General features: G+C 59.6%; 16 protein-coding genes. 11 read left to right on the top strand and 5 right to left on the bottom strand.

The window, feature by feature from the left end:
• Positions 1-47 precede the first annotated feature (47 nt).
• From ABD720_RS11105 to ABD720_RS11090, 4 genes are all read left to right on the top strand, one after another.
• Positions 48-1463 carry a circularly permuted type 2 ATP-grasp protein gene (locus tag ABD720_RS11105; protein ID WP_344763351.1) on the top strand — a complete coding sequence of 472 codons (1416 nt, stop codon included), beginning with the start codon at positions 48-50 and terminating at the stop codon, positions 1461-1463.
• A 1-nt stretch (position 1464) separates the two neighbouring features.
• Positions 1465-2415, top strand: a complete 951-nt coding sequence (locus ABD720_RS11100; RefSeq protein ID WP_344763350.1) for an alpha-E domain-containing protein — start codon at positions 1465-1467, stop codon at positions 2413-2415.
• Between the two features lie 283 nt (positions 2416-2698).
• A complete protein-coding gene (locus ABD720_RS11095; protein ID WP_344763349.1) occupies positions 2699-3574 on the top strand; it encodes a proteasome-type protease in 876 nt (291 codons plus the stop codon).
• Positions 3575-4245: 671 nt separating this feature from the next.
• Positions 4246-4527, top strand: coding sequence for a hypothetical protein (locus ABD720_RS11090; RefSeq protein WP_344763348.1), 282 nt, complete (start codon positions 4246-4248; stop codon positions 4525-4527).
• Positions 4528-4954: 427 nt separating this feature from the next.
• Here the strand turns inward: ABD720_RS11090 and recQ are convergent, their stop codons facing one another.
• The 4 genes from recQ to ABD720_RS11070 all read right to left on the bottom strand — a co-directional run bounded on the left by recQ (position 4955) and on the right by ABD720_RS11070 (position 8457).
• Positions 4955-6787, bottom strand: a complete 1833-nt coding sequence (gene recQ / locus ABD720_RS11085; RefSeq protein ID WP_344763347.1) for a DNA helicase RecQ — start codon at positions 6785-6787, stop codon at positions 4955-4957.
• Positions 6788-6849: 62 nt separating this feature from the next.
• Positions 6850-7683 carry an undecaprenyl-diphosphate phosphatase gene (locus tag ABD720_RS11080; RefSeq protein ID WP_344763346.1) on the bottom strand — a complete coding sequence of 278 codons (834 nt, stop codon included), beginning with the start codon at positions 7681-7683 and terminating at the stop codon, positions 6850-6852.
• A 168-nt stretch (positions 7684-7851) separates the two neighbouring features.
• Positions 7852-8211, bottom strand: coding sequence for a DUF2288 domain-containing protein (locus ABD720_RS11075; protein WP_344763345.1), 360 nt, complete (start codon positions 8209-8211; stop codon positions 7852-7854).
• Positions 8212-8250: 39 nt separating this feature from the next.
• Positions 8251-8457 carry a SlyX family protein gene (locus tag ABD720_RS11070; protein ID WP_344763344.1) on the bottom strand — a complete coding sequence of 69 codons (207 nt, stop codon included), beginning with the start codon at positions 8455-8457 and terminating at the stop codon, positions 8251-8253.
• 147 nt (positions 8458-8604) lie between these two features.
• Here ABD720_RS11070 and ABD720_RS11065 point away from each other — a divergent pair, with 147 nt between their 5' ends.
• The 4 genes from ABD720_RS11065 (at position 8605) to ABD720_RS11050 (ending at position 11728) form a co-directional block, all read left to right on the top strand.
• The gene (locus ABD720_RS11065) at positions 8605-9258 is read left to right on the top strand and encodes a TetR/AcrR family transcriptional regulator (RefSeq protein ID WP_344763343.1); all 654 of its coding nucleotides are present in this window, start codon (positions 8605-8607) and stop codon (positions 9256-9258) included.
• Between the two features lie 67 nt (positions 9259-9325).
• Complete coding sequence (locus tag ABD720_RS11060) at positions 9326-9979, top strand: protein-L-isoaspartate O-methyltransferase family protein (protein ID WP_344763342.1); 654 nt, start codon at positions 9326-9328, stop codon at positions 9977-9979.
• Positions 9980-9987: 8 nt separating this feature from the next.
• Complete coding sequence (locus ABD720_RS11055; protein WP_344763341.1) at positions 9988-10311, top strand: rhodanese-like domain-containing protein; 324 nt, start codon at positions 9988-9990, stop codon at positions 10309-10311.
• Between the two features lie 109 nt (positions 10312-10420).
• Positions 10421-11728: a TolC family outer membrane protein gene (locus ABD720_RS11050; RefSeq protein ID WP_344763340.1), complete on the top strand. Its 1308-nt coding sequence runs from the start codon at positions 10421-10423 to the stop codon at positions 11726-11728.
• Between the two features lie 27 nt (positions 11729-11755).
• Here ABD720_RS11050 and ABD720_RS11045 read toward each other — a convergent pair whose 3' ends face one another.
• Complete coding sequence (locus ABD720_RS11045; protein WP_344763339.1) at positions 11756-12400, bottom strand: TetR family transcriptional regulator; 645 nt, start codon at positions 12398-12400, stop codon at positions 11756-11758.
• Positions 12401-12648: 248 nt separating this feature from the next.
• Here ABD720_RS11045 and ABD720_RS11040 point away from each other — a divergent pair, with 248 nt between their 5' ends.
• The 3 genes from ABD720_RS11040 to ABD720_RS11030 are packed head-to-tail and all read left to right on the top strand — an operon-like array spanning position 12649 to position 18450.
• Positions 12649-13869 carry an efflux RND transporter periplasmic adaptor subunit gene (locus ABD720_RS11040; RefSeq protein ID WP_344763338.1) on the top strand — a complete coding sequence of 407 codons (1221 nt, stop codon included), beginning with the start codon at positions 12649-12651 and terminating at the stop codon, positions 13867-13869.
• 10 nt (positions 13870-13879) lie between these two features.
• Entirely contained in the window at positions 13880-17029 is a 3150-nt protein-coding gene (locus ABD720_RS11035) for an efflux RND transporter permease subunit (protein WP_344763337.1), read from the top strand.
• Positions 17026-18450 (top strand): efflux transporter outer membrane subunit, encoded by a 1425-nt coding sequence (locus ABD720_RS11030; RefSeq protein ID WP_344763336.1) that lies wholly within the window; start codon positions 17026-17028, stop codon positions 18448-18450. Before ABD720_RS11035 ends, ABD720_RS11030 begins: the two co-directional genes overlap by 4 nt.
• Positions 18451-18880: the final 430 nt, after the last annotated feature.

Below are 18880 nucleotides of genomic sequence, written 5' to 3'. Positions count from 1 at the left end.
AGGCAAGACGCTGCAGTGCTTTCAGAAAAACAGTAACGGGATCACAGATGGCGAATTTTTTCGATGAGATGCATTCCAGTGGCGCTGCCGGCGTGCGCCAACACTATCAGGAATTCCAGGCATGGCTCACCGAGCAGCCTGCCAACATCATCGCGCGCAAGCAAGCTGAAGCCGACCTGATTTTCCGCCGTGTCGGCATTACCTTTGCGGTCTACGGCAGCGATGCAGGCACCGAACGCCTGATTCCGTTCGACATCATTCCCCGCATTATCACGGCGGCCGAATGGACCACTCTCGAAAAAGGACTGGTGCAGCGCGTCAAGGCCCTGAACATGTTCCTGCACGATATTTATCATGACCAGAACATCATCAAGGCCGGCGTGATCCCGGCAGAACAGATTTTCCATAACGCGCAGTATCGCCCCGAGATGCAAGGTATTTCGGTGGCCAACGACATCTACGCCCACATCGCCGGTGTCGACATCGTGCGCGCTGGCGAAGGCGAGTTCTATGTGCTCGAAGACAACCTGCGGGTGCCATCGGGCGTGTCGTACATGCTCGAAAATCGCAAGATGATGATGCGGCTTTTTCCTGAACTGTTCGCCCGACACCAGATCGCACCGGTGGCGCACTATCCCGATATGTTGCTCGACAACCTGCGCTCCGTAGCGCCGATCGGCGTGACCGATCCGACCGTGGTGGTGATGTCGCCTGGGATGTACAACTCGGCGTATTTCGAGCATGCCTTCCTGGCCCAGCAAATGGGCATTGAATTGGTCGAAGGCAAGGATATGTTCGTCGATGACAATGCGGTGTTCATGCGCACCACGCGCGGCCCGCAACGCGTCGACGTGATCTATCGCCGTCTCGATGATGACTATCTCGATCCGCTGGCCTTCCGCGCCGACTCCTCGCTGGGTGTGCCCGGCTTGCTCTCGGTCTACCGCGATGGCCGCGTCACGCTGGCCAATGCAATCGGTACCGGCGTGGCCGATGACAAGTCGATCTATCCGTTCGTGCCCGACATGGTCCGTTTTTACCTGACCGAAGAGCCGATCCTCAATAACGTGCCGACTTTCCAGTGCCGGAAAAAAGAAGACCTGGCCTACACGCTGGCCCACATGGCTGAGCTGGTCGTCAAGGAAGTTCATGGCGCCGGTGGCTACGGCATGCTGGTTGGTCCGGCGTCGACCGCAGCCGAGATCGAGGACTTCCGGGCGCGCGTGATCGCCAAACCCGACGGCTATATTGCCCAGCCCACGCTGGCACTGTCGGCCTGTCCGACCTTTGTCGAGGCTGGTATCGCGCCACGTCACATCGACCTGCGCCCGTTCGTCCTGTCTGGCAAAACCATCTCGATGGTGCCTGGCGGCCTGACGCGCGTAGCGCTGAAAGAAGGTTCGCTGGTGGTGAATTCATCACAGGGCGGCGGCACCAAAGACACCTGGATTCTGGAGAAATAATATGTTGAGCCGCACCGCTGACCACCTGTTCTGGATGGCGCGCTACACAGAGCGCGCAGAAAATACCGCCCGCATGCTCGATGTCAATACCGAGACCGGACTGCTGCCACAATCGAAAGAAGCCGCCACCCGTGGCTGGCGCGCCCTGCTGGAGATTTCCGAACTGCTGGAGCTATTCGACAAGAAATATCCGACGCTGACGCCCAAGGATGTCCTCAACTTCATGGTCAAGGACATGAGCAACCCGTCCTCGATTGCGTCGTGCCTGAAACAGGCACGCGAAAATGCACGTGCCGTGCGCGGCACGCTCACCACCGAAGTCTGGGAAACCCACAACGCCACCTGGCTTGAACTGCAGAGCAAGCTGCGCGATGGCGAACTGGAACAAAATCCGGTGCAGTTTTTCGAATGGGTCAAGTACCGCTCTCACCTGTCGCGCGGCGTCACTATCGGCACCATGCTCAAGGATGAGTCGTTCTACTTCATCCGGCTGGGCACCTTCCTGGAGCGGGCCGACAACACCGCCCGCATCCTCGACGTGAAATTCCACGGTACCGGTCCCAACCAGCCGCAAGTGCACGAACAGCAGATCGATTTTTATTACTGGGCCGCGCTGCTGCGCTCGGTGTCGGCCTTCGAAATTTATCGCAAGGTCTATCGTGACGTCATCACGCCGGCCCGCGTGGCCGAACTGCTGATCCTGCGCGAAAACATGCCGCGCTCCCTGCTGGCGTGCATGGTGGAAGTGGTCGCCAATCTGAAGCATGTCGGCACCGAGGCGTCACAGGAAACCGAGCGCCTGGCCGGTGTGCTCAAGGCCGAACTGCAATTCGGCCAGATCGAAGACATCCAGACCGCCGGACTGGATAACTATCTGACCCAATTCCTGGAGCGCATCGGCGAATTGGGTGCCCGGGTCAGTCACGACTTCCTGGTGCCGCTGGAGGCCTGACGCGTCTGGTCGTCGGTCAATCCATGCAGGGCTGCTATCCGGCACTACCCGTGCGCACCAAGGTCTACCGGTAATCGGCGATTTGTGGTGCATCCGCGTGCCAAGGCGGCGCAGCGCACGTGTCTGCAGTGCGCTGCGTCAGCAGCAGTGGTCCGTTGCTGGCGATGGCAACGATTCCAAACTTGGCCTGAACCGATTTTTGTTGCCTGCTCGCATTTATCTGGACCATAGCGGCGCAACGTTCTGTAGAATTCAGACTCCCGTTTGTTTTCAGGTACGCACCATGACTTACTGTGTTGCCATGCGCCTTGACGCTGGCTTGGTTTTCTTGTCGGACTCTCGCACCAACGCTGGTGTCGATCATGTCGGCACCTTCCGCAAGATGAGCGTGTTCGAAGTACCGGGCGACAGGATGATGGTGCTCCTGACTGCTGGCAATCTGGCGATTTCGCAATCGGTGCGCCAGCTACTGACGGATTACAAGAACAAGGCGGGGCGCAGTCTGTGGACCGCCAGTTCGATGTACGAAGCAGCCCAGATTCTCGGCGAAGCAATCCGTACCGTGCACGAGCGCGACTCGGCAGCCCTCGACAAATTCGGTATCTCATTCAACGCCAGCATGATTTTCGGCGGTCAGATCAAGGGTGAACGCTGCCGCTTGTTCCAGATCTACAGCGCCGGCAACTTCATTGAATCGCAGGATGAAAGCGTCTATCTGCAGATCGGCGAAGCCAAATACGGCAAACCCATCATCGACCGCGTGGTCAGCCTCGACACCTCGCTCGACGAAGCCGCCAAGTGCGCGCTGATCTCGATGGACTCGACGCTGCGCTCGAACATCTCGGTCGGCCTGCCGCTCGACTTGCTGGTCTACGAAGCCGACAAACTGGCCGTGACGCGCTTCGTCACCATCGATGAAAAAAACCAGTACTTCCGCATGATTCGCGATACCTGGGGCGAACAGTTGAAACGGGTATTCGACGGCATCGCCGATCCGGTCTGGGATGCGGCACCGGAGATTGTCGGCAACGTCCTGCGCAATACGAACATGCGCAGCAAACCGGTGCGGGTGCCACTGCCAGAGGACATGTCGGGCGGGATTTTGCCGGTGGCGTTGCAGGCGCTGGCGCAGGATGGTACTGGTGGGCTGCAGCAGTAAGCATGGCGGGTCGTAGGGCGTCGATTCGACTGCGGAGCCAGCCCTTCCAATGTGGACTTCAACTGCGAATTTCCCCATGCAAACTACCGACTGTAGGTTGCCGTGAAAGATATCAGCCGTTCGGCAGCGCACCCCCCTCGCCCGACAGCGATGCGGTGGGTTGATGTGAAGTAAAACGAATTGAGCGCTTTGCAGGTCGAAACTGCCATTCGAATGGCATCCCTGCATTACGGCGTCTCGTAACGCCAGTTTCTTTCATTGTTCAGGGCGCCGCAAGGTGCGCTGCATGGCTGTTGGGCTGCGAAGCCCAACATGCGTCAGGTTGCTTTGCGGGTCGCCGCGACGCGCGGGCTGCGGGCTGCGGGCTGCGGTAGCTAAAATGGGTTGCGCTCCGTGGAGCCAAGCCGGGTGCGGCCCGGCAGCCGCTCATTTTTTTTCGCCAAATAAAGTAAGCAAAAAAAGGCGACCGCTAGACCGCTGCCCTGCGGTTTCCCAAATACCGTGCCCGGTCAGGGGGAGGGCCGCAAACTCGCTACGCTCAGACAGTGCGGCCCTCTTATCCCCTGCCCGGACACGGTATTTGGCAGCGGCCTTTTATGCGGAATTCAACGTCAAAACCAAGCCCAGCCTTGGTGATTGATTGATGGCCAGGCTCGCTTTTCGCGAGAAAGATGGCTTGTAAAAGCCTTGTAGGTTTTGGTTTTGATGTTGGTTTTGACGTTGGTTTTGATGTTGGTTTTGATGTTGGTTTTGACGTTGGTTTTGATGTTGGTTTTGATGTTGGTTTTGACGTTGGTTTTGATGTTGGTTTTGATGTTGGTTTTGATGTTGGTTTTGACGTTGGTTTTGAACTCGATGTCGATCACGACGAGGAAGTTTTCTCGCGCAAAGCGAGCACGACCATCTCGCTGGTTCCAAGGCTGGGCTTGGTTTTGACCTTGAATTCCGCATAAAAAGATCGCTGCCAAAAACCGGGTGCGGCAAGAGGATCAGAAGCCCGCACTGTCTGAGCGCAGCGAGTTTGCGGGCTTCCCTCTTGCCGTACCCGGTTTTTGGGTACCCGCAGGGCAGCGGTCTTGCGGTCGACTTTTTCTTGATTACTGCTTTTTGGCGAAGCAAAAAGAAGTGACCGGCTGCCGGGCCGCACCCGGCTTGGTCATGACGGAGCGCAACCCGTTTTAGCTACCGCAGACCGCGCGTCGTGGCGACCTACAAGCCAGCTTGACGCATGTTGGGCTTGCAGCCCGACCTACAGTCGGTGATTTTTAGAGTGAAATTTACAGGCAACGCTTGCCTTGAAAAAGCTGGCTGTAGTACCCGGCATCCATCACGCAAAACCTCTCGCTTGACGAAAAAAACCACGACCTCAACGCGGCACGCCTATCCTTCCGCCAGCTCCGAAATCAGGCCCACGATCTCGGCACCGTAGGTTTCCAGTTTCTTCTCCCCCACCCCGCTCACCCCACGCAAATCCTCCAGCGACGCTGGTCGCGCCTTGGCAATCTCGCGCATCGTCGCATCATGGAAAATCACGTAGGCCGGCACGTTGTGCTTGCGTGCGGTCTCCATGCGCCACCAGCGCAGCTTGTCGAAGATGACCTGATCGTGGCCGGACAGGTCACTTTCGACATAGCCTTTCGGCGCTTTGCCGGATGCCCGTTTTGCCTTGACTGGCTTCTGGTAGGCACGTAGCTGCACTTGCTCGCCGCCGCGCAAAACGGGTTTGGCAGCATCGGTCAGCTTAAGTGCGTTGTAGGACTCGTAATCGACGGCAACCAGGCCCAGTGCAATCGACTGGCGCAGGATCGCGCGCCATTCGGCTTCGCTGGACTCTGCGCCGATGCCGAACACCGAGAGCTGGTCGTGGCGCCATTGCTTGACCTTGTCGGAATCGATCCCGCGCAAAACATCGAGCACATGCCCTGCGCCAAAACGCTGGTCTACACGGTAGATGGCGGAGAGCAGTTTCTGCACCGGTACGGTAGCGTTGAACGATACCGGTGGCGTCAGACAGGTGTCGCAATTGCCGCAGGGTTGCGAGGCCTGCCCGAAGTACTCCAGCAAATGGCGACGGCGGCATCCGAGCGTTTCGCACAGGCCGAGCATCGCGTCGAGCTTCACGCCCAGCACGCGCTTGAAGGTTTCGTCGGCTTCGGATTCATCGATCATGCGGCGCTGCTGCACGACATCCTGCAAGCCATAGGCCATCCACGCATTGGCCGGCTGGCCGTCACGACCGGCCCGACCGGTTTCCTGGTAGTAGCCTTCGATGCTTTTGGGCAGGTCGAGATGCGCAACGAAACGCACATCGGGCTTGTCGATCCCCATGCCGAAGGCAATCGTGGCGGTCATCACGATGCCTTCTTCACGCAGGAAGCGCGCTTGATTCCGGCTGCGCTCGTCGAACTTCATGCCGGCGTGGTACGGCAGCGCACGGATGCCACTGGCGTTGAGGAATTCCGCGGTTTCTTCGACTTTTTTTCGGGACAGGCAATACACGATGCCGGCATCGCCGACATGCTCGGCCTGAATGAAGTCGAGCAGCTGCTTGCGCCCGTTGGCCTTCTCGACGATCTGATAGCGAATGTTGGGCCGGTCGAAGGACGAGATGAACATCTTCGCGGCATCGAGCTGCAGGCGGTGAGCGATTTCGGTACGGGTTTGCTGGTCGGCCGTGGCGGTCAGGGCGATGCGCGGCACATTCGGGAAGCGCTCATGCAATACCGACAGCTTGATGTATTCGGGCCGGAAATCATGCCCCCATTGCGAAACGCAATGCGCTTCATCGATCGCGAACAATGCAATCTTCGAGGCCGACAGCAGGTCCAGACAGCGCGGCGTCATCAGGCGTTCCGGGGCGACGTACACCAGGTCGAGCTCGCCAGTACGTACCTGACGTTCGATGCGGGAGGCTTCTTCGTAGGTCTGGGTCGAGTTCAGGAACGCTGCCCGCACCCCGACTTCGGCCAGTGCATCGACCTGGTCCTGCATCAGGGCGATCAGCGGCGAGATCACGACGCCGACACCGTCACGCAACAGCGCCGGAATCTGGTAACACAGCGATTTACCGCCACCGGTAGGCATCAGCACCAGCGCATCGCCACCTTGCGCGATCAGTTCGACGATTTCAGCCTGCTGGCCCCGGAAGGACGCATAACCGAAGATGGTTTCGAGCAGGTGCAGGGCGCGGGTGGAGGTGCTTGTTTCAGTCATTCCAGAGTGTGGGTAACGTGGTCGTTGTTAAAAAAATAGGCAATGCGCAGCCGGTCTGGTTCCTAGTCGGCCCACACCACAAGGCCACTGTAAGCGGTTGCAAGGATCACGAAACCGAACACGATGCGGTACCACGCAAAGACCGTGAAATCATGCGAGCTGATGTAACGGAGCAACCAGCGCACGCATAAAAACGCGGAACCAAAAGCGGCCAGCGTGCCGATGCCAAACAACGGCAGATCGCTCACCGACAGCAGCGCACGGGCCTTGTACAGGGAATAGACGGTGGCACCGATCAGAGTCGGGATGGCCAGAAAAAAGGAGAACTCGGTGGCGGCCTTGCGTGACAGACCCAACATCATGCCACCGATGATCGTGGCACCCGAACGACTGGTGCCCGGGATCAGCGCGAAGGCCTGCGCCAGCCCCACCTTGAGCGCATCCAGTGCCGTCATGTCGTCGACCGAATCGATCCGCGGCGGCACCGTGCTGGCCTTGTTGCGGCGTTCGACCCACAGGATGACCAGACCACCGACAATGAACGCCAGCGCCACCGGTACCGGCGCAAACAGCTTTGCTTTGATCGCACTGGAAAACAGCAGACCCAGCACGGCTGCCGGGATGAACGCGATCACCAGGTTGATGGCGAATTTCTGCGCAGTGCGGTCACTGAACAAGCCAGTACACACCTGCATCATGCGCGCCCGGTACTCCCAGATAATCGCAAAAATGGCACCCGACTGGATGACAATTTCGAAGGTCTTGACCTTCTCGCCAGTGAAGTTGAGCAGGCTACCCGCCAGGATCAGATGGCCGGTCGATGAAATCGGCAAAAACTCCGTCAAGCCTTCGACGATGCCCATGATCAGGGCTTTTAATGCGAGGAGAATATCCATGTGTGCGGTTGGGGTGTCTATGTTCAGTGAAGCTGCGCAGGAACGATATCCGGCGAGCGAAAAATAGTGCGCGGTCCCGTCAGGACGGGCCAAAGATTACCACGCGCACTGTTGCCAGAGTGGCTGTTCTCGCCACCCGCAGGCGCAATCGGGGTGTGACGGGTTCGTTCAATCTGTAGCAGATTGCGGTGGCGCCTTGCGCTGATCAAGTTGCACCAGAATCCAGGGTTTGACGATCACGCTCCACAGCGCCGGATCGGTTTCGCTCCAGGCCGCGGCCAGTGTGTCGCTGACCCGATGCACCAAGCCATCGGCCATCCAGTTGCTCACCGCAGTCGTGTCGTCCATCGACATGCGCACCGCGACATCCACCAGATCGAGCGTACCGTCGATGGCGACCATCACGCCTGAGGCAAAATGGGGCAGCAGTTCATGCCACTGCAGGCGCGCCGTCTCGCGATTCAAACGGGCATGGATGGTCTGGTAGGTGTTGTGGCAGGCGTCGTTATCGGTAGCAGGCATGGTCATGGAAATTATCGTCAAAGTCAGTGTGTGCAAACTCGCGTGTCAGTAATGCGGAGGAGGTTCATGCGCCGGTCGCGATTCCCCGGAGGCATCACCGGACGTCTGCAGGTGGCGCGCCAGCGCAGCGCACAAGCCTTCGAGTTCGGTGATTTTCTTTTGCTGGCGATACACCGTTTCGTTGAGTGTATCGAGCAGGTCTTCCTGGCGCGACAGTTTGATTTCGATATCGATCAGGCGGTCTTCGGTCATGGTGCGATGGCGGGTCAAGGATGAACTGGATGCGATTGTCTCATGCGGATTCAGCGCACTGCCAACCGCATTGCCAACCTTGACGCTACAGGACCGGCCACGTATATTACTGACTCGCAAGTAAGTTAAATAATTCCATCATTCACTATGCTCTGCCCCCTCAAAAACACGCCCCGCTGGGCCCGCCGCAAGGAAGCCCGGCCTCAGGAATTGCTTGATGCCGCGCTCGATTTGTTCGTCGAACGCGGCTTCGCTGCGACCCGGCTGGACGATGTGGCGAAGCAGGCAGGGGTATCAAAGGGAACGCTGTATCTGTATTACAGCAGCAAGGAAGATTTATTCAAGGCGGTGGTCCGCGAGAACATAATCCCGTTGCTCGGCGAAGCCGAACTGATCGTCAATGACTATGCCGGCACCAGCGCGGCGCTGCTGCGCGACATCGTGCTCGGCTGGTGGGCACGCATCGGCGAAACGCGGTTGTCCGGGATCACTAAATTGATCATGGCCGAAGCCGGCAATTTTCCTGACCTCGCCGCGTTCTATCATGAGGAAGTCATTCAACGAGGCAATGCCATGATTGCCAGGGTGATCGGGCGCGGCATCGACAGCGGCGAGTTCAGCGTGCGCGACCCGATACAGACTACCAGTGTCATCGTCGCGCCGGTCATGATGCTGATCATGTGGAAGCATTCCTTCGGCGGCCCCTGTGCGATACAGACGTTATCGCCGCAAGCGTATCTGCATGGGTTCATGGATGTCTTGTTGCATGGCTTGCTGAGCCAGCCAGCCAGGCCGGTTTGATAGAATGTCGCACGTTGCAGATTGCTTCCACTCATCTCCCTTCACCTCACGCATTGAAAACCCTGACATGAATATCGAACAAGCCCGCTTCAACATGATCGAACAGCAAATTCGCACTTGGGATGTACTGGACCAGGACGTCCTTGATTTGCTGATGATAGTCAAGCGGGAGGTGTTTGTTCCAGCCGCCTACACCGCACTGGCGTTTGTCGATACCGAGATTCCGCTGCCGTGTGGACAGAACATGCTGATGCCGAAGTTCGAGGCGCGCATCCTGCAGGAAGCCGCTCCCAAAAAGCATGAACATGTGCTGGAGATCGGTACCGGGTCTGGTTACATGGCCGCCCTGCTGGCGTATCGCGCGCGACATGTGACGACCGTCGAGATCGAACCCGAACTGCAGGCAATGGCACAGCGCAATCTGCGCGACTATGGCATCGACAACGTCGATGTCGTTCCTGGCGACGGCGCACGCGGCTGGAGTAGCGCCGCACCGTATGACGTGATCGTGATTTCGGGTGCATTGCCGGTCTTGCCGGATGATTTCCTGGCGCAGGTCAAGGTTGGTGGCCGGATCCTGTGTGTAATTGGCGTGGCGCCGGCCATGACAGCCCAGGTCATTACCCGCGTTTCGGACATCGGCTACAGCACGGTGAACCTGTTCGAAACCGTCATCACGCCGCTGCGTAACGCGCTCACGCCGTCACAATTCACTTTCTGAGGCTGTCGATGCAACATCTCACTGCGCCCGAACTGCACGCATGGATTCAGGATGCGACGCGTGTCAGCCCCTTTTTGCTGGATGTACGCGAGCCCTGGGAATTTGACACCTGCCATCTGGAGTCGGCGGTCACGATACCCATGCGTACTATCCCGGCGCGACTGGCGGAACTGGACGAGGATGCTCCCATCGTCTGTATTTGCCATCACGGGGCGCGCAGCATGCAGGTGGCAAACTTCCTGGAACAGCAGGGATTCACCGACGTCACCAACCTGACCGGCGGCATTCACGCCTGGTCACAGCAGGTCGATCCGACGGTTCCGACGTATTGAGCGGCTGCAGTTGGCCACCGTCTTTAGCCACCGTCTTTAGCCATCGTACCAAGCCAGCAAACCAGCAGCGGCACCCAGCCAACCACGACCCGATTCCACCGGAGAATTTATGCGTAATTTTGTCATCGCCCCGCTGCTTGCAGGCGTCTTCCTGTCAGTCTCTGCGCAGGCCGCCGACCTGGTTCAGGTGTATCGCGACGCAGTCAGCAACGATGCGGTGATTGCCAGTGCCCGCTCGGCCCTGATGGCCGGGCAGGAGCGCAGCGTGCAAGGGCGTGCAGGATTACTGCCGCAAATCGGGCTCGGCGGCAGCTACAGCCAGATCAATGCAGAAACCGCAGGACGCAAAGCCGATTACAACGTCAACAACTATGCGCTGACACTGACGCAACCGCTGTTCCGGATGGCCAACTGGGAAACCTATCAGCAAGGCAAACTGTCGGTGGCGGTCAGCGAAGCGATATATGCGCAAGCCAGGCAAGACCTGATCACCCGCGTCGCCCAGGCCTACTTCGATGTCCTGGCCGCACAGGATGTGCTGGCCTTCCTGAAAGCACAGGAAAACGCCATCACCGAGCAACTGGCCTCGGCAAAACGCAACTTTGAAGTCGGCACAGCCACCATCACCGACACCAATGAAGCCCAGGCCCGTTTCGACCTGGCCATCGCCCAGCAGATCGCTGCGCAAAATGATCTCGATGTGAAGACCGCAGCGCTGCAGCAAATCATCGGCAAGCCACCTGGCGTGCTGGCGACGTTGCGCCCGGGTCTGAAGCTCAGTGCGCCGGCACCGGTCCAGATCGAGCCCTGGGTCAGCAGTGCCGAACAGCAGAATTACAGCGTGATCAGCCAGCAACTGGCACTCGACATCGCCCGTCGCGAGATCGGCCGCAATCGCGCCGGCCATTTGCCGACCGTCGATCTGGTGGCCAGCCACGGCTACAGCAACCAGAGTAGTCCCAGCTTCAATACCCCAGGCGGCACCGGCACCTCCAATTCCGTCGGTGTGCAATGGCAGATCCCGCTATATGCCGGCTTTGCAATCACCAGCAAGGTACGCGAAGCGATTTCACTGGAAGACAAGGCGCGCTCGGATCTGGATATTGCCCGCCGCAGCGCGGCCCAGGCAGCACGCCAGTTCTACCTCGGAGTCAATAGCGGGCTGGCGCAAGTGCGCGCCTATGAAGCGGCAGAAATTTCCAGTCAGTCCGCGGTGGAATCGAACCGGCTCGGCTATCAGGTCGGCGTGCGCATCAATATCGATGTCCTCAATGCGCAGCAACAGCTGTTTTCGACCCGACAGCTACTGGCCAAAGCGCGCTATGACACGCTGATGGCCGGCTTGCGTTTGAAATCGGCAGCGGGCACGCTGACCGAAGACGACGTCGCCAAGGTCAACGGCTTGCTGCAGAATTGACCCTATCACGACCTTTGGCAAACCGGCTCAGGCGGCCTGCGGAAGTCTGAGCGATGCTGCATTGCGCATCATGTCCAGACCCGCATCCAGAAAGCGCTCGACCTGACCGCCCAGATCGAAACTCTGCGGCGAAAACAACCAGTTATTGATCAGACCGTCAACCATCGCATGCAGGCTGACCGCGCCAAGATGCGTATCCAGATCAGCCGGTAACTGGCCCATGGCACACGCTTCCCTGAGCAAGCGTTCGATATTGTCCATTCCGCCGATAAAGCATTCATGCTGCCGCGTCCAGATCGGGTCGTCGACATCGACCAGTTCGCACTTATGGAAGATCACTTCGAACACTTTGCGGGCATGCGGGTTGTGCACGATCTCGCGGATCGCGAACAAAAATGCGGCCCGCAAAAGCTTCAGCGGGTCCCGTTCGGAATGGTCGGCGGTTTTCCGAATCATGGCCTCCATGGGCAGGTGTACCCGCTCGCACATCGCATTGAACAGATCGCCCTTGTTCTTGAAATGCCAGTAAATCGCGCCGCGAGTGACGTTGGCTGCGAGCGCGACGTCGGCCAGCGAGGTGCGCGTCACGCCATTCGCATGAAAAATATTTTCCGCGGCATCGAGAATGCGGCTGCGGGTTTCTAACGCTTCTTCTTTGGTTGATCTGGACATAAGTTGGGAACGGGTGCCTGCAAAAGTAGTGATTCACCATGCCGTCTCGGGCAGGTTGGACGCACGATACATACATCTCTGAATGTATATATAATACCACCGGTCGTTTGTGCGCTCCGGTTTGCATCGATTGTTAATCACCAGCCGGTCATGCATAAACAGTAACTTTATTGCAGTGTATCTTGCAGTCGCATCTTCCGCTCCGATCACGTATTCCAATGCACCTCCATTTCATTGCGAGAATTCCAATGCAACTATCCCGTCCCGATTCAACGCTGCGCTTAGTCGCCCCGCTGCTGCTGCTCGCCACCCTCGCCGCCTGCGGAGAAAAAGCCCCGTCAGGTCCACCCGCTGGCGCAATGCCGCCGCCCGAAGTCGCCATTGTTACCGTGACGCCAGCCCGCCTCGCGTTGAGCACCGAATTACCGGGGCGTGTCGAGGCTAGCCGGGTCGCCCAGGTCAGGGCACGTGTCGCCGGCATCGTGCTCAAGCGCGTGTTCCGCGAAGGTAGTGAAGTCAAGGCCGGCGACGTGCTGTTCCGCATAGATTCAGCGCCATTCAAGGCAACTTATGACAGCGCCCAGGCAGCGGTCGCCAAGGCGGAAGCCAATCTCGCGCAAGCCAGTTTGAAAGTGCAACGCTACGAACCGCTGATCAAGACCAATGCGATCAGCAAACAGGAATTCGACGACGCCGCCACGGCGCAAAAGCAGGCCAGCGCCGACCTTGCCTCCAGCAAGGCAGCGCGCCAGAATGCCGGCCTGAGCCTGGGCTATGCGACAGTGACCGCACCGATTTCCGGTCGCATCGGCCGCGCGCAAGTCACCGAAGGTGCGCTGGTCGGCATGGGCGAAGCCACGCCGCTGGCCACCATCCAGCAAGTCGATACGGTCTACGTCAACATGACCCAGTCCAGCACCGAAGTGCTGGCGCTGCAGCGCGCCATGGCGAGCGGACGCTTGCAAAGCGCCGGCAAGGGCCTGGCCAAAGTCACGCTGCTGACCGAAGACGGCAAGGACTATCCGCAATCGGGCAAATTGCTGTTCTCGGACCTGAGCGTGGATGAAAGCTCGGGCGCGGTCACGTTGCGCGCCGAGTTCCCGAATCCCGACCGGTTGCTGTTGCCAGGCATGTATGTCCGGGCAAAACTGGCCCAGGCGGTCAATGAGCAGGCCATTACGGTGCCACAACAGGCCGTGCAACGCGGCGCCCAAGGCGCATCGGTCATGCTGGTCGGTGCGGATGGCAAAGTCGCGGTGCGTCCGGTACGTGCGGATACTGCCCAGGGCAATCTGTGGATCGTCAGTGAAGGCCTGAAGGCAGGCGACAAGGTGATCGTCGAAGGCTTCCAGAAAGCCAAGCCGGGCACGGCCGTGAAAGCAGTTGCGTGGCCTGGTCCGGTGGGTTCCGCTGCGCTCCCTGCTGCTACCCCCGCAACCCCGGCAGCTGCAACGCCGGCAGCGAAATAAGGAGTCCGGCATGGCAAAATTCTTCATTGACCGACCGGTCTTCGCGTGGATGCTCGCGCTCTTCATCCTGCTTGCTGGTGCGTTATCCATTACGCGTCTGCCAGTCTCGCAATACCCAACCATTGCACCGCCGTCCATCGTCATTTCCGCAACCTACCCGGGTGCCTCGGCACAGATTCTCGATGACAGCGTCACGAGTCTGATCGAACAGGAAATGAACGGTGCCGATGGCCTGAAGTACATCGAATCGCAAAGCCAGGCCAATGGCCAGGTTGCGATCACCGTCACCTTCGAACCGGGCACCAATCCCGATCTGGCAGCGGTCGATGTCCAGAACCGCCTGAAGCGGGTCGAGGCGCGCCTGCCGCAGGCGGTCACGCAGCAAGGCGTGCAGGTTGCCAAGGCACGCAGCAACATCCTGCTCTTCACCACGCTGTCGTCGACCGACGGCAAACTCGATCCGGTCGCGCTCGGCGACTACCTGTCGCGCAATGTCCTCAATGAATTGAAGCGGGTGCCGGGCGTTGGCCAGGCACAGTTGTTTGGTACCGAACGTGCCATGCGGATCTGGATCGACCCGGCCAAGCTGATCGGCTACAAACTGACCGTGGCCGACATCACCACGGCAGTGCGGGCCCAGAATGCGCAGGTCTCATCCGGTACGCTGGGCGAACTGCCTAGCCCCGGCTCACAGCAATATTCGGCCCCCGTCATCGTCACCGGCCAGTTGTCGACACCGGAAGAGTTCGGCAAGGTGGTCCTGCGCGCCAACCCGGACGGCTCGGTCGTGCGTCTGGCCGATGTCGCCCGTCTTGAAATTGGTGGCCAGAGTTACGGTACCTCGGCACGCCTGAACGGCAAACCGACCGCCGCCGTGGCGGTGCAGTTGTCGCCGACCGGCAATGCACTCGGCACCGCCAAGGCCGTGCGCGCAAAGATGGAAGAATTGTCGAAATTCTTCCCGGCTGGCGTGAAATACGACATCCCTTACGACACCTCGAAGTTCGTCGAAATCTCGATCGAAGAAGTGGTCAAGACCTTGCTCGAAGCGATTGTCCTGGTGTTCCTGGTGATGTACCTGTTCCTGCAGAATTTCCGCTACACGCTGATCCCGACCATCGTCGTGCCGGTCGCCCTGATGGGGACGTTCGGCGTGATGTCGCTGTTCGGCTTTTCGATCAATGTGCTGACCATGTTCGGCATGGTGCTGGCCATTGGTATCCTGGTCGATGATGCCATCGTGGTAGTCGAAAACGTCGAACGCATCATGAGTGAAGAAGGTTTGTCACCGCGTGATGCGACCCGCAAGGCGATGGGCCAGATCACCGGTGCCATCATCGGCATCACGCTGGTCTTGATTGCGGTATTCCTGCCGATGGCCCTGTTCGGTGGCGCGGTCGGTGCGATCTACCGGCAGTTCTCGCTGTCGATGGTGTCATCGATGGCGTTCTCGGCCTTGCTGGCCCTGACCCTGACGCCGGCGCTGTGCGCGACCATCCTGAAACCGGTCGAAGCGGGCCACCATGTCGAAAAGAAGGGCTTTTTTGGCTGGTTCAATCGTGGCTTCGCGCGCACGGCTACCGGGTATCAAAGCTTCATCGGCAAAATGCTGGGCGGCACCTTGCGCTACATGCTGGTGTATGGCGTGATCCTGCTGGTGGTGGGTTTCATGTATGTGCGACTGCCATCCTCGTTCCTGCCGACCGAAGACCAGGGTTACATCGTCACCAACGTCCAGTTGCCGGCCGGCGCCAGCACCGCGCGCACGATGCAGGTACTGGAACAGGTCGAGAACTTTTACCTGAAGCAGCCCGAAGTTGCTCGTACGGTAGCGGTAGCCGGATTCAGCTTTTCAGGCAATGGTCAAAATGCCGGCCTGGTATTCGTGCCTTTAAAAGACTGGAGCGAACGCAGTGCCGCGCAATCTGCCAGTGCGCTGGCCGGACGGGCCTTCGGCGCGCTCTCGCGCATCCGCGACGCCATCGTGTTCCCGGTCACGCCGCCACCGATTCCGGAACTGGGTAACGGCACCGGCTTCACCTTCCGCTTGCAGGACCGCGCCGGACTTGGCCATGAAGCCTTGCTCGCAGCGCGTAACCAGCTGCTCGGCATGGCCAGCAAGAGCCCGGTACTCGCCGGTGTGCGTCCGGAAGGACTGGACGATGCGCCGCAATTGCAACTCGATATCAACCGTGACAAGGCCAACGCACTCGGCGTCAGTTTTGCTGACATCAACACCACACTGTCGAGCGCACTCGGCTCTGCCTACATCAATGACTTCCCGAATCAGGGACGTCAGCAGCGGGTCATCCTGCAAGCCGATGCACCGCAGCGCTTGCAACCGGAAGACTTGCTGAGGCTGTATGTACGCAGTGCCACTGGCACGATGGTACCGATGTCGTCGTTTGTGACGAGCCACTGGATCGTGGGTCCGGTGCAACTGGTGCGATACAACGGCTATCCGGCGATGAAATTGTCCGGTGATGCGGCCAAGGGTCGCAGCACCGGCGAAGCGTTGCAGGAAATGGAAACCCTGGCCGGGAAATTGCCGACCGGTTTCGGTTTCGAATGGACCGGCCAGTCACTCGAAGAAAAAACCTCCGGCTCGCAAGCGCCGGCGCTGTTCGCACTGTCGCTGCTGATCGTCTTCATGGTGCTGGCAGCCTTGTACGAAAGCACCACGATTCCGGTCGCAGTCCTGCTGGTGGTGCCGCTCGGTATTTTGGGTGCCTTGCTCGGCGCCAGCCTGCGCGGCTTGCCGAACGACGTGTATTTCAAGGTCGGCCTGATCGCCACCATCGGCCTGTCCGCCAAGAACGCGATCCTGATCATCGAGTTTGCCAAGGACCTGCAGGCGCAGGGCATGGGGCTGGTCGAAGCGACACTGGAAGCGGTACATCTGCGCTTCCGGCCGATCATCATGACCTCGCTGGCGTTCATCCTCGGCGTATTGCCGCTGGTGCTGGCCAGCGGAGCCGGCTCTGCCGGACAACGCGCAATCGGTACTGGCGTGATGGGCGGAATGATTACGGCGACGGTGCTGGCGGTATTCCTGGTACCGGTATTTTTCGTCGTGATCCGCACCTTCTTCAAGGGCAGCGAACGACAACTTGCATTGGCAAAAGCCAATATGAAAAAGAAGCAGGGAGAACAAGAATGACCAAGTTCCAGGGAACGCTATTGCTGCTCGCGGCAGGCATGCTGAGCGGCTGCTCGCTGGCGCCGCTGTATGTGCGGCCTGATGCGCCGGTTGCCGATGCGTATGTCGGCATCACGGCGGACACCGCCGCCGGCACGATGGTCGCGGCCGAGACTGGCTGGCGCGAATTCTTTCCGGACCAGCGCCTGCAGGCATTGATCACGGCAGCGCTGGCCAACAACCGCGACCTGCGCACTGCCGCCTTGCGTATCGACGAAGCCCGTGCACTGTACAACGTGCAATCGGCAGACTTGCTGCCGAACCTGAACGGCACTGCCAGCGGCGCGCGTGCCCGCACACCGGGTGCGCTGTCAGTGACCGGCAAACCGGCCATCGGCAGCAGTTATCAGGTCGGGTTCAGCCTGGCGTCATTCGAGCTGGATTTCTTTGGCCGGGTCCGCAGCCTGAACGACGCTGCACTGGCGCAGTATCTGGCCACCGCGGAAGCAAAGCAGTCGGTCCAGATCAGCCTGGTCGCCGAAGTCGCGAAAGCCTATCTGGCCGAACGCGGTTTTGCCGAGCAGCTGATTCTGGCGCAACAGACGCTCGCCGGTCGCCAGAGAGCCTATGAGCTGTCGCAACAGCGCTTTGATGTCGGCGCCTCGTCGGCGCTGGATTTGCGCTTGTCCGAAACGCTGGTGCAAACGGCACGGGTCGCCCAACTGACGCTGCAACGCCAGCGCGCACAATCAGCCAATGCGCTGACGCTGCTGGTGGGCCGCACCGCGCTGGTCGACCTGCCGGCCGCGCCACTGCTGTCGGCTGAAAACATCATCACCACCATCGCCGCCGGCGTGCCGTCGGACTTGCTGATGCGTCGTCCGGATATCCGGGCTGCCGAACAGCGGCTCAAATCCGCGAATGCCAATATTGGCGCCGCCCGCGCCGCGTTCTTCCCGCGCATTTCGCTGACTGCCGCTGCCGGCACCAGCAGCAACGCCCTGTCCGGCCTGTTCGACGCCGGCTCGGGCAGCTGGTCGTTTGCACCACAACTGGTGCTGCCGATCTTCGATGCAGGTCGTAATCGCAGTAACCTGACCGTGGCGCAGGTGCGCACCGACATCGCCGTTGCCGACTACGAAAAAACCATCCAGACCGCCTTCCGGGAAGTCGCGGATGCGCTGGTGGCACGGAGTTCGCTGGAGGAACAGGTGGTGGCGCAACAAGCAGTGGTGGCGGCGCAAACCGTGCGACTGCAATTGGCGACACAGCGTTTCGACAACGGGATTGCGAGTGCGCTGGATGTGGTCGATGCACAGCGTGATCTGTTTACTGCAGAGCAATCGCTGGTGCAGACGCGGTTGTTACGGTTGACCAATGCGGTTGATTTGTATCGGTCGCTGGGTGGTGGGTTGACGGAGACGGGGAAGCCGGCGGGTTGACGGTAGCTGGCTAGCCGGAGATGGTCCGGCAGCCGGGGCCAAAACACTTTGTCTGTGGGCTGCGAAGGCCTACATGCGTCAAGCTTCCTGCGCGGGTTGCGGGCTGCGGTAGTTAAAACGGGTTGTGCTCCGTGGAGCCAGGCCGGGTGCGGCCCGGCAGCCGGTCACTTCTTTTTGCTTCGCTGTTTTGTAGGTTGGGCTGCGAAGCCCAACATGCGTCAAGCTGCCTTCTAGGTCGCCACGGCGTGCGGTCGTCGGTAGCTAAAACGGTTGCGCTCCGTTGATGCAAGCCGGGGGCGGCCCGGCAGCCGGTCACTTCTTTTTGCTTCGCCAAAAAGCAGTAACCAAGAAAAAGGCGACCGCAAGACCGCTGCCCTGCGGGTTCCCAAAAACCGGGTACGGCAAGAGGGAAGCCCGCAAACTCGCTACC

Origin of the sequence: Actimicrobium antarcticum (assembly GCF_039536745.1) — a bacterium.
GTDB classification, from domain to species: Bacteria; Pseudomonadota; Gammaproteobacteria; order Burkholderiales; family Burkholderiaceae_D; genus Actimicrobium; species Actimicrobium antarcticum.
Note: the sequence above shows the minus strand (reverse complement) of the source record. Positions and strands in the feature narration are given on the sequence as shown.